Annotated in this window: 10 protein-coding genes and 2 pseudogenes; 9 read left to right on the top strand and 3 right to left on the bottom strand. The window is 53.9% G+C overall.

Translation table 11 applies throughout. The features are described 5' to 3' along the window. A pseudogene (locus tag IR141_RS13520) lies at positions 1–172 on the bottom strand (IS1595 family transposase); the annotation flags it as partial. A gap of 319 nt (positions 173–491) precedes the next feature. Here IR141_RS13520 and IR141_RS10950 point away from each other — a divergent pair. Together IR141_RS10950 and trxA are read left to right on the top strand one after the other, a co-directional pair. Continuing rightward, entirely contained in the window at positions 492–2036 is a 1545-nt protein-coding gene (locus tag IR141_RS10950; RefSeq protein WP_135037132.1) for an ABC transporter ATP-binding protein, read from the top strand. Between the two features lie 80 nt (positions 2037–2116). Continuing rightward, complete coding sequence (gene trxA / locus IR141_RS10945) at positions 2117–2446, top strand: thioredoxin TrxA (RefSeq protein WP_135037129.1); 330 nt, start codon at positions 2117–2119, stop codon at positions 2444–2446. An 83-nt stretch (positions 2447–2529) separates the two neighbouring features. Here trxA and IR141_RS10940 read toward each other — a convergent pair whose 3' ends face one another. Beyond that, positions 2530–3465, bottom strand: coding sequence for a serine hydrolase (locus IR141_RS10940; protein WP_135037126.1), 936 nt, complete (start codon positions 3463–3465; stop codon positions 2530–2532). A gap of 346 nt (positions 3466–3811) precedes the next feature. Here IR141_RS10940 and clpX point away from each other — a divergent pair, with 346 nt between their 5' ends. Beyond that, complete coding sequence (clpX, locus tag IR141_RS10935; protein ID WP_135037123.1) at positions 3812–5068, top strand: ATP-dependent Clp protease ATP-binding subunit ClpX; 1257 nt, start codon at positions 3812–3814, stop codon at positions 5066–5068. 123 nt (positions 5069–5191) lie between these two features. Here clpX and leuB read toward each other — a convergent pair whose 3' ends face one another. Further along, on the bottom strand, positions 5192–6262 hold the full coding sequence (leuB, locus tag IR141_RS10930; RefSeq protein ID WP_135037120.1) for a 3-isopropylmalate dehydrogenase: 1071 nt from the start codon (positions 6260–6262) through the stop codon (positions 5192–5194). Positions 6263–6458: 196 nt separating this feature from the next. Between leuB and IR141_RS10925 the strand changes: the two genes are divergently transcribed. The 6 genes and pseudogenes from IR141_RS10925 to IR141_RS10900 all read left to right on the top strand — a co-directional run. Then, positions 6459–7238 carry an RNA methyltransferase gene (locus IR141_RS10925; RefSeq protein ID WP_135037137.1) on the top strand — a complete coding sequence of 260 codons (780 nt, stop codon included), beginning with the start codon at positions 6459–6461 and terminating at the stop codon, positions 7236–7238. Positions 7239–7334: 96 nt separating this feature from the next. Next, entirely contained in the window at positions 7335–7988 is a 654-nt protein-coding gene (locus IR141_RS10920; protein ID WP_135037134.1) for a YecA family protein, read from the top strand. Positions 7989–8172: 184 nt separating this feature from the next. Then, complete coding sequence (gene pgeF / locus IR141_RS10915) at positions 8173–8979, top strand: peptidoglycan editing factor PgeF (RefSeq protein WP_135037117.1); 807 nt, start codon at positions 8173–8175, stop codon at positions 8977–8979. Positions 8980–8994: 15 nt separating this feature from the next. Next, entirely contained in the window at positions 8995–9147 is a 153-nt protein-coding gene (locus tag IR141_RS10910) for a hypothetical protein (RefSeq protein ID WP_167743176.1), read from the top strand. 140 nt (positions 9148–9287) lie between these two features. Then, complete coding sequence (locus IR141_RS10905; protein WP_135037111.1) at positions 9288–11003, top strand: proline--tRNA ligase; 1716 nt, start codon at positions 9288–9290, stop codon at positions 11001–11003. A 140-nt stretch (positions 11004–11143) separates the two neighbouring features. Next, a pseudogene (locus tag IR141_RS10900) lies at positions 11144–11259 on the top strand (IS1595 family transposase); the annotation flags it as partial.

Genomic DNA, 11259 nt, shown 5'->3' with positions numbered 1-11259 from the left:
GCAGCCATACGGCAACGCAGTTTGAGAAACAGATATTGGCACTTTGGGTACTGATGCCGGTGAGTCTGGCGGTATCGGAAGCGGTCAAATCAAGTGTGAAAAGGCGCAGGATTTGACGGAATTTTGATTCGGTAATTTTACTGAACTTTTGGTATTTGTTTTTAATAGGTATATCAGAAGCTTAACATCATTTTTGCTGATTTTTCTTTCTAAGCCCTAAATAAATACTGAATAATGCCGAACGTTTGAATTCTCCCAGGTGCAGGAATGGCAGTACATAAATTTATTTTAATATTTTATTAAATTATGAAAATATTTCGGGCTGTGCATCAGACCGCACGGAGCTGATTTTGTTGCTATGCTTTGCTTGCAAAATTGTTCTTTTCAAAATTGCTCTCTTTGAGATCAAGCGCAGGCAATGTCCTAACGGCAGTGAAAGTGAGCTTACCATATCAACACAACCGGCCGAGGCCGTCTGAACCGCCAATCATATGAATGCCATTCTCGAAATCGAAAATCTCAATGCTTGTTTCCCCGGCCGCCAAGTGCTGCACAACATCAACCTCAGCGTGATGCGCGGCAGAAAGCTGGCAGTCGTGGGGGAAAGCGGCAGCGGCAAAACCGTGTTGGCCCAGGGCATCATGAGGTTGAATCCTGCTGTGTCGTTTGCAGGCCGTCTGAAATTCAACGGCGAAAACCTGCTTGAAAAAACGCCGTGCCAATTGCAGAAGTTGCGCGGCAAAGAAATCGGCATGGTATTTCAAGAGCCTATGACGGCGCTCAACCCGGTGATGCGCGTGGGAAAACAGATTGCCGAAGTGTTGTCGCTACATTTGGGGCTGGACACCAAACAGTCATGGGCACGGGCGGTAGAGCTGCTGGCCGAAACGGGCATACACAGCCCCGAAGAAAAAGCCTCTGCCTACCCGTTTCAGCTTTCGGGCGGGCAGCGGCAGCGGGCGATGATTGCCATGGCGGTGGCGGCAGAGCCGGAACTCTTGATTGCCGATGAGCCGACCACTGCGCTCGATGTCGCGGTGCAGGCGCAGATTCTCGATTTGCTCTCGCGCCTGCAGGCTGCACACAACATGACTTTGATCTATATCAGCCACGATTTGAACCTGGTGCGCCGCTTCGCCGATAATGTAGCGGTGATGCGCCAAGGGCGGATTGTCGAGCAGGGAGTGGCGGCGGAAGTGTTTGCCGACCCGCAACACGAATACACCCAAATGCTGCTCAACGCCGGCACGGTGAGGCAGCCTGCAGCCGTGGCGGCAGATGCCCCTACGGTGTTAGAAGCCGAAAGCATCAGCGTGGCCGTTCAGGAGCGGGCGGGCTGGTTTAAAAAGCGCAGTAAAACCCTGCTCGCACCCGTATTGTTTGACTTGAAGGCAGGCGAAACACTGGGCGTTATCGGCGAGAGTGGCAGCGGTAAAACCACGCTGGCCAAAGCCGTAATGCGCCTGATGGAGTGTTCCGGCCGTCTGAAAATCAACGGAGAAGCGTGGAACCAACAATCGCGAAAAGCCGTGCAGATGGTGTTTCAAGACCCGTTTGGTGCGTTCAACCCGCGCATGAACGTATTGGAAATCGTTTCAGAAGCCTTGGGCGTACATTTCCCCGGCATGAAAACAGCCGAAAAACGCCGCCGTGTCGAAGAAGTATTGCATCAGGTGGGGCTGCCCGAAGATATTCTCGAACGCTATCCGCACGCCTTTTCAGGCGGCCAACGGCAACGGCTGGCGATTGCCCGTGCCATCATCATGCGCCCTCAGGTGTTGGTGCTGGATGAACCGACCAGCGCGCTGGATGTGCAGTGGCAACAGCAGATTCTTGAATTGCTTGGTAATTTACAGCGGCAGCACGGGCTGAGCCTGATAATTATCAGCCATGATTTAGCGGTTATCCGCGCCCTTTCGCACCGCGTGATGGTGCTCAAAGACGGACAGGTAGTGGAGCAGGGCGTGTTGGAAAAAGTGTTTGCCAAACCCGATTCCGACTATACACAAAAGCTATTGGCACACGCCGACTCTTGAAATTTTGCCGCACAGACCCTATGCTACACCACGTTAATTAACCGAATGAATCCTCATTCCACGTCAAAAGGAATACACTTATGAGCAGCAACTTAATCGTACACGCTACCGATGCGAGCTTCGATCAAGAAGTATTAAAATCCGAAGTGCCCGTATTGCTGGACTTTTGGGCACCGTGGTGCGGCCCCTGCAAAATGATTGCACCGATTCTCGATGAAGTGGCCGCCGAATTCGAAGGCCGCTTGAAAGTGGTGAAAATCAATATTGATGAAAACGAACAGACCCCGTCACAATTCGGCGTACGCGGCATTCCCACGCTGATGGTGTTTAAAAACGGCCAAAACATTGCCACCAAAGTAGGTGCACTGGCCAAAGGCCAACTGGTTGCATTTGTGAACGCTTCGATTTAACACAGTTTCAACGCTGTCACCTGTTGGACTGCATCAGGCCGTCTGAAAATATTTCAGACGGCCTCTCTTGGTTGGTGGGGGGCTTAAGAGCGGCGCTGCAGCATCCACGATTCGATTTTACGCGCATCGTTTACACGGCTGAGGGAAGAGGGCGCATTCAGCAAAACGATAGTAACAGGCTGGTTTTGCACATTCGCGCGTACTACCATTGAGCGGCCTGCTTCACGGATATAGCCTGTTTTCTGTAGCTCAATATTCCAACTGCCTTCACGTACCAGCGAATTACTGTTTTTATAGCTGGCTTGGCCGCGGTTGGTATAAACCGAACGGTGGTTAGATGTGCTGTTGCGGCGGATAACCGGATATTTGCTGGCGGCTTGAACCAGCTTGTTTAAATCGTTGGCTGTAGATACATTGCGGAAATCCAATCCGGTAGGTTCGTAAAAACGTGTGTCAACCATGCCCAAACTTTGAGCCTTGCGGTTCATGGCGTTCACAAATGCGCTCATGCCGCCGGGGTAGCTGCGGCCAAGTGCATGGGTGGCGCGGTTTTCGCTGCTCATCAGGCTCAGGTGCAGCATTTCTGCGCGGGTCAGCGTGGTACCGATGGTTAGGCGGCTGCCGGTGCCTTTGAGTCGGTCGATTTCGGCTTCGGTAATGGTGATGTGCTCATTCATGTTTTGATCGGCATCAAGCACTACCATTGCCGACATTAATTTGGAAATCGAGGCAATGGGCATCACGCGGTTGGGGTTTTTCTGAAACAGTACTTCGCCGGTTCTGTTATTTACAATCAAGGCAGATTGTGAGGAGAGAAGAGGGCCGGCATAAGCGGCTTGGGCTTCTACTTGTTCGGCAGCATTCATAGAGGCAAAGGCGCCGATCGGGTCGCTGTCTATCGGAAAGTTTTGCTCTAAAAATTGGCCGAGCACATCTAAATCATTAGAGGCTGCGGGCAGTGAGAAGGCAGCCAGCCCGATGCTCAGGCAGGCTGCGATGATTTTTTTAGTGAAGTTCATTTTAGCGGGTTCCGTAAGTGTTTTGTGGACTCGAAAAGTAAATGGCAGTACCGTTCTCGGAAAATATCGGTGCTGTTTTGGAATGATTAACGGATTATCATGGAGTAAAGTGTGCTTGTAAAGTAAATAAGGTATATTTTTCATCAGTTTGCGTTATTTTTTACGTTTCCGTTGCATTTTTTATGTAAAAAAGCCGTCTGAAAGATTCAAAAGGCAAATTAAGCGGCGTAGTTTGATAAACGGGCGGATAATATTTATACTAAGTTAAGTTACTTTGGGGCAGCCTGCTCCGTGATGCTGTCCAATTCATATTTATATTATTATATTAATGGCTGAAGAATAAAATATGTCTGAAGAAAAGCGCTATTGCTCGTTTTGCGGTAAGCCCGAGCATGAAGTAAAAAACCTGATTGAAGGCGAACACGCCTATATCTGCAACGAATGTGTGGAAACCTGCGGCATTATGCTGCAAAACCCTAATGATGATTCTATGCAGGAAACGGCAGGAACGGAAAACAAGCTGCCTACTCCTGCTGAGATTGTAGCCAACCTTAACGACCATGTTATCGGGCAGGAACAGGCGAAAAAAGCACTAGCCGTAGCAGTATATAATCATTATAAGCGTCTGCGGCAGCCCCAAAGCAATGGCAAGGTGGAATTGTCGAAAAGTAATATCCTGCTGATAGGCCCCACAGGCTCGGGAAAAACCCTGCTGGCGCAGTCGTTGGCGCGCAAGCTTGATGTACCGTTTGTGATGGCCGATGCCACCACACTTACCGAAGCGGGCTATGTTGGCGAGGATGTCGAGCAGATTATCACCAAGCTTTTGGGTAAGTGCGATTTCGATGTGGAAAAAGCACAGCGCGGCATTGTGTATATCGATGAAATCGACAAAATCTCACGCAAAAGCGACAACCCTTCGATTACCCGTGATGTGTCGGGTGAGGGCGTTCAGCAGGCATTGCTGAAACTGATTGAAGGCACAGTGGCCTCGGTGCCGCCGCAAGGCGGGCGCAAGCACCCGAATCAGGAGTTTATCAATGTCGATACCACCAATATCCTGTTTATCTGCGGCGGCGCGTTTGCCGGTTTGGAGAAAGTAATCCGTCAGCGCACCGAAAAAGGCGGTATCGGTTTCGGCGCGGTAGTGAACAGCAAAGACGAAAATGCCGATATTACAGCGTTGTTTGAAACCGTAGAACCCGAAGATTTAATCAAATTCGGCCTGATTCCCGAGTTAATCGGCCGTTTGCCTGTGATTGCCACGCTGGCAGAGCTGGATGAAGATGCCTTAATCAATATTCTCACCGAACCGAAAAATGCGCTGGTAAAACAATATCAGGCTTTATTTGCGATGGAAGGCGTGGAGTTGGAGATCTTGCCTTCCGCCCTGCGAAGCATTGCCAAGCAGGCAATGGAGCGTAAAACCGGTGCGCGCGGTCTGCGTTCGATTATCGAACGCTGCCTGCTCGACACCATGTATATGCTCCCCGATTTGCAAGATGTGAAAAAAGTGATGGTAAATGAAAATGTGGTTGAAAAAGGCGAAGGCCCCAAGTTATTGAAAGCAGACGGTAGAGAATATTTGGCAACCGCCGCGTAAACTGCAAAACAGTATGATGAAAGTTGGAATTATCTGCAACAGCTCAGGCCGTCTGAAAAATTTTCAGACGGCCTGAGCTGTTGCAAAGGATTGAAGCCTGATTGGGTATAGGCTGCCGGATTATTATAGTGCTTCCAGCACGGCATTGCCCATTTCGGAGCAGGAAGCCTGCCGTGTGCCTTCTTCGTGGATATCGGCGGTGCGCAAGCCTTGCTGCAACACTTTCTGCACGGCGGTTTCGATTTGCTGTGCGCGTGTTTCATCGTTGAGGCTGTAGCGCAGCAGCATGGCGAGCGACAGAATCGTGGCCAGCGGGTTGGCTTTGTTTTGGCCGGCAATGTCGGGCGCGGAGCCGTGCGAGGGTTCGTAGAGGCCTTTGCCGGTTTCGTTGAGCGAGGCTGAGGGCAGCATGCCGATGGAGCCGGTGAGCATCGAGGCTTGGTCGGAAAGGATGTCGCCGAAAATATTGCCGGTGGCGATCACGTCAAACTGTTTGGGCGCGCGCGCAAGCTGCATGGCGGCGTTATCGACATACATATGGGTGAGTGTTACATCGGGGTAATCTTTGGCGGTTTGGTTGAAAATTTCCCGCCATAGCTCGGTGGTTTCCAGCACGTTGGCTTTATCTACCGAACACAGTTTTCTGCTACGTTTTTGTGCGGCTTCAAAAGCAACTTTGGCAATGCGGCGGATTTCGCTTTCGCTGTATTTCATGGTGTTGAATCCTTCACGTTCGCCATTTTCGAGCGTGCGGATGCCGCGCGGTTCGCCGAAATAGATGTCGCCGGTGAGTTCGCGCACAATCAGAATATCCAGCCCGGCTACGACTTCGGGTTTCAGGGTGGAAGCGTTGGCGAGCTCTTTGTAAAGCACGGCGGGGCGCAGGTTGGCAAACAGGTTTAAATCTTTGCGGACGGCCAACAGGCCGCGTTCGGGGCGCAGCGCGCGCTCGAGGTTGTCGTATTGCGGGCTGCCCACCGCGCCCAGCAGCACGGCATCGGCGGCACGGCACAGTTTTTGTGTGTATTCGGGGTAGGGGTGTCCGTATTCATCGTAGCCTGCGCCGCCGATAGGTGCGTATTGATATTGCACATCTAGGCCGTCTGAAATCAGCCGGTCCAACACGCGCACGGCTTGGGCGGTGATTTCGGAGCCGATGCCGTCTCCGGGCAGAATAACGATTTGTTTGCTCATTTCGGGTTCCTTTGTTGATGATGGGTTGGCTGAACGGGCTTGATTGTACCGTTTTTAGTGGGAAAGATGTTGCCGCCGGCAAGGTTTTTCAGACCGCCGCCGTGCCGAATGCCGTTCAGGGGCGGAACTTCAACCGGGCGGTGCAGACGGGGGCGATAAACCCTCATGCCGTCTGAAAAATATTATAATGCCGCTTATGAAACTGATTACTTCCGCCCGTAACGAACAGCTCAAGCATGTGTCGAAACTGCTTTCACACGGCAAAGCCCGCCGTGCGCACGGCCAAACCGTGTTGGAGGGCGTGCATCTTTTGCAGGCCTGTCTGCAGGCGGGGGTGCGGCCGATTCAGGTTTATGTGCCCGAACACAAACGCTGCGCAGGCGAAGCGGGTGCGCTGCTGGCGCAATTGCCCGAACACTGTGTTACGCCGGTGGCGGCCGGGGTGCTCTCGAGAATCAGCGGGCTGGCCCAAGCCGAGGAAGTGCTGACGCTTATTGATATTCCCGCGCCGCCCGCGCGGCCGCGGCAGGGTGATTGCGTGGTGCTCGATTGTGTGCAGGATCCGGGCAATGTGGGCACCATCATGCGCAGCGCAGCGGCGGCGGGCGTGCAAAAGTTGGTGTTGGGTCAAGGTTGCGCCGATGCGTGGGCGCCGAAAGTTTTGCGCGCGGGCATGGGGGCGCACTTTCTGCTCGATGTGTCTGAGTGCGTGGATTTGGCGCAATGGTGCGCGGGCTACGGCGGCAGTATTTGGGCAACTGCTTTATCGGCAACCAACGGGCGCAATCTTTATGATACCGATTTAACCCGCCCCGCCGCGTGGGTGTTCGGCAATGAAGGCGGCGGGGTGTCGGCAGGTTTGCTGGCGCGCGCAACCGGCTGTGTCAATATCCCGATGGCGGGGGCAACCGAATCGCTTAATGTGGCGATGGCGGCAACGGTGTGTTTATTTGAGCAAATGCGCCAGCGGCGTTAACGGTATGCTTTGGCGTCATTTTCAGAAACGGCATATTCAGACGGCCTGTTTTCCCGGCCGTCTGAACAAGCGAACCACCACAAGGAACACGAAACCATGTTTGACGAATCTTCCCGGCAGCGTCTCGCATATCTGCTGGATCACAAAGCGGAAACCGGCGCCACCATGCGCTGCGATGAGGTGCAGGCCTATATGCTGGCTCTGCTCACCGGCCCCGATGAACTGAAAACCGGCGAATGGCTGCCCGAAGTGATGGGCGGCGAGCACCGGTTTACCCCTGCCCAAGAGCAGCAAATCGAATCGCTGGTGTTGGAGATGGTGCTCGATATGCGCATGAAGCTCGACAACAAAATGTTGCCCGATTTATGGCTGTATGACGATGAAGCGGACAACCCCGATTTCCACACCTGGTGCAACGCCTATCTGTATGCCCTCGATGTGGTGCCGACCGACTGGTTCGAGACTGCGAACGATGAAGAATTCGAAGATTTGTTTTACCCCATCATGGCTTTGGGCGGCATTTACGATGAAGACGAAAACGGCGAAATGGTGCTGCATCTCACCACCCGCGAGCTTACCCAGCTTGAATCCGAACTGCCCCATGTGCTGCTGGATATTTATCACTACTGGCAGAGTATGAAAAACAAACCGCAAACCGTGCGCCGCGAAGGTGCCAAAACAGGCCGCAACGAGCCCTGCCCCTGCGGCAGCGGCAAAAAATACAAAACCTGCTGCGGCAAAGAGCAGTAAACATCATGCCGAAACTTTTGCAAAAACCGTTTTCATGCTGAATTTACTTATATTTCGTCATGCTTGAGCTTGGCCCGAGCATGACGCAAGCGTTTTTAAGGTGTCGAAAAGAATTTTGCAAAGGCCTCAGGCCGTCTGAAAACCTTTCAGACGGCCGCAACCACCACCAAGCAGGCTTTCATTTATGAACCGATTCGATTTAAACGCCGCCATCGGCATCAACCACAGCGGTGCGCCGTTTTTCCAAGCCGACTGGCCTGCGCCCGCCAATGTCAAAACCCTGATCACCACCCGCAACGGCGGCGTGAGCGAAGGTGTATACCGCAGCCTGAATGTGGGTGCGCATGTGGGCGATGCGCCCGAACACGTCCGGCAAAACCGCGAAATAGTCGGGCGGCAAACCGGCGTGCCGGTAGTGTATCTCAACCAAATCCACAGCACGGTGGTGGTGAATGCCGCCGAGCATACCGGCAGCAGCCCGCCCGACGCGGATGCCTCGTTCGACACCACCGGCACCGCAGCCTGCGCCAGCATGACGGCCGACTGCCTGCCCGTGTTGTTCTGCAACCGTGCGGGCACCGTGGTGGCCGCCGCCCACGCGGGTTGGCGCGGATTGGCGGGCGGCGTGCTGCAAAACACCGTTGCCGCCATGAATGTGCCGCCCGTTGAAATCATGGCCTATCTCGGCCCCGCCATCGGCCCCGAAGCCTTCGAGGTGGGGCAGGATGTTTACGATGCCTTCTGCACGCAAAACCCCGCAGCCGGGCAAGCTTTCGAGCCGATAGGCAGCGGCAAATATTTGGCCGACATCTGCCGTCTTGCCCGCCAGGCCCTGCAAAACGAAGGCGTGGGCATGGTTTACGGCGGCAACCACTGCACCGTGCTGGAGCGGGATACCTTTTTCTCTTACCGCCGCGAAGGCCGAACCGGCCGTATGGCCAGCATCATTTGGCTGGAACAACAGCCCGGGGCTCTTGCAAAAACACCGTAAGGCCGTCTGAAAAGGTTGGGCCGTCTGAAAAGGTTGGGCCGTCTGAAAAGGTTGGGCCGTCTGAAAAGGTTGGAGCCGTCTGAAAGGTTGGAGCCGTCTGAAAGGTTGGAGCCGTCTGAAAGGTTGGAGCCGTCCGAACAAGCTGAAAAACGGTTTCAGACGGCCTGAAGTTGCCGGCGGGCCGGAACGCTGCCGTGGCGTGCTCCACATCGGGCGGCGGTTCGACCGTCCGGCGTTAAACCACGCCTGCCGAAAACACAGGCATTGCGGTACAATGCCGCTTTTATCCAACCGACTGCCGAAACATTATGAAAGCCAGCCAATTTTTCATTTCCACCTTAAAAGAAGCCCCCGCCGAAGCCGTGCTGCCCAGCCACCGGCTGATGATACGCGCAGGCCTGATCAAAGCCGCTGCTTCGGGCTTGTATACTTGGATGCCGATGGGCTTGCGCGTTTTGCGCAAAGTGGAAAACATCGTGCGCGAAGAAATGAACCGCGCCGGCAGCGTAGAGTTGCTGATGCCCGTGGTGCAGCCTGCCGAATTGTGGCAGGAATCCGGCCGCTGGGAGTTTTACGGCAAAGAGCTTCTGCGCATCAAAGACCGCCACGGGCGCGATTTCTGCATGGGGCCGACCTGTGAAGAAGTGATTACCGATATTGCGCGCAAAGAAATCACCAGCTATAAGCAACTGCCGAAAAACTTCTACCACATTCAAACCAAATTCCGTGATGAAGTGCGCCCCCGTTTCGGCGTGATGCGTGCGCGCGAGTTTTTGATGAAAGATGCTTATTCGTTTCACGCCGATTACGAATCGCTGGTGAACGAAGGCTATCTGCCCATGTATCGCGCTTACTGCCGCATTTTCGACCGCCTGGGTTTGAACTACCGCCCCGTTGCCGCCGACACCGGCAGCATCGGCGGCACCGGTTCGCACGAGTTTCAAGTATTGGCCGAGAGCGGCGAAGATGTGATTGCCTACAGCGATGCTTCCGACTATGCTGCCAATGTGGAGCTGGCGCAAACCCTGGCGCAAACGGGAAAACGCGCCGCCGCCGCAGAAACCCTCACCAAAGTGCACACGCCCAACGTGAAAACCATTGCCGCGTTGGTGGAATTTTTGAACATTCCCATCGAGCGCACGCTGAAATCCATTGTGGTGGAAGGCAAAGAAGAAGGCGAAATCGTACTGCTGCTGCTGCGCGGCGATCACGAGTTTAACGATATCAAGGCCGAAAAACTGCCCGGCATCAAATCGCCGCTCGCTATGGCTTCGCCCGAAGCCGTTCAGACGGCCTTCGGTGCCAACGGCGGTTCGCTCGGCCCGGTGGGCTTCAAAGGCAGGGTTTATGCCGACTATGCCTGCGAGAAACTGGCCGACACCGTTATCGGTGCCAACGAAGACGACCACCACTACACCGGCTTTAACTTCGGCCGCGACTGCCCCGAGCCGGAATTTGTCGATTTGCGCAATGTGGTCGAAGGCGACCCCAGCCCCTGCGGGCAAGGCCGTCTGAAACTGGCGCGCGGCATCGAAGTGGGGCATGTGTTCCAACTGCGCGGCAAATACTCCCAAGCCATGAACGCAAGCTTTCTGGACAACAACGGCAAAGCGCAAATCATGGAAATGGGCTGCTACGGCATCGGCATCACCCGCATCGTGGCCGCTGCCATCGAGCAGAACCACGACGAGCGCGGCATCGTTTGGACGGAAGCAATGGCGCCGTTTCAAGTGGTGATTGTGCCGATGAATTATAAAAAATCCGATACGGTGAAAGCCGCCGCCGACCATCTTTATGCCGAGTTGCTGGCGCAAGGTGCCGATGTATTGTTGGACGACCGCGATGAGCGCGCCGGCGTGCTGCTTAACGATTCCGAGCTGCTGGGCATTCCCCACCGAATCGTTATCGGCGACCGGGGCTTGAAAGAGGGCACGGTGGAATATGCCCGCCGCACCGATAACGAAGCGCAAAACGTGCCGGTGAAAGAAGTTGCGGCCAAAGTGATGGCTGCGCTGAACGCTTAAAATACTGCGCTGCGTTGATGCGTTGATTTTCCCGAGCCGGTGAAAATCAAACTTAAGGCCGTCTGAAAAAAGATTTTACCGGATAACGGCGGTAAATATTTGGGGCTGACGTAGATTAGCAGTCATGACAGGCTGCCAAAATGAAGATAACCCACTGTAAGTTAAAGAAGAGTCTGCAAAGAAAACTGCTTGAATATTTTGTATTGGAAGTAACCGCACGTTCTGCTGCCGATATCTTAGGTATTCAGCCCAATAC

The organism is Neisseria sp. 19428wB4_WF04, assembly GCF_015235335.1.
GTDB lineage: Bacteria > Pseudomonadota > Gammaproteobacteria > Burkholderiales > Neisseriaceae > Neisseria > Neisseria musculi.
The sequence above is the reverse complement of the archived record's forward strand: the minus strand, read 5'-3'. Positions and strand labels throughout refer to the sequence as shown.

Coding starts and splice junctions, on each gene's coding strand:
- clpX (WP_135037123.1), top strand. CDS start 3,812: ATGTCTGAAGAAAAGCGCTATTGCTCGTTTTGCGGTAAGCCCGAGCAT.
- IR141_RS10950 (WP_135037132.1), top strand. CDS start 492: ATGAATGCCATTCTCGAAATCGAAAATCTCAATGCTTGTTTCCCCGGC.
- IR141_RS10905 (WP_135037111.1), top strand. CDS start 9,288: ATGAAAGCCAGCCAATTTTTCATTTCCACCTTAAAAGAAGCCCCCGCC.
- leuB (WP_135037120.1), bottom strand. CDS start 6,262: ATGAGCAAACAAATCGTTATTCTGCCCGGAGACGGCATCGGCTCCGAA.
- trxA (WP_135037129.1), top strand. CDS start 2,117: ATGAGCAGCAACTTAATCGTACACGCTACCGATGCGAGCTTCGATCAA.
- IR141_RS10925 (WP_135037137.1), top strand. CDS start 6,459: ATGAAACTGATTACTTCCGCCCGTAACGAACAGCTCAAGCATGTGTCG.
- IR141_RS10940 (WP_135037126.1), bottom strand. CDS start 3,465: ATGAACTTCACTAAAAAAATCATCGCAGCCTGCCTGAGCATCGGGCTG.
- pgeF (WP_135037117.1), top strand. CDS start 8,173: ATGAACCGATTCGATTTAAACGCCGCCATCGGCATCAACCACAGCGGT.
- IR141_RS10920 (WP_135037134.1), top strand. CDS start 7,335: ATGTTTGACGAATCTTCCCGGCAGCGTCTCGCATATCTGCTGGATCAC.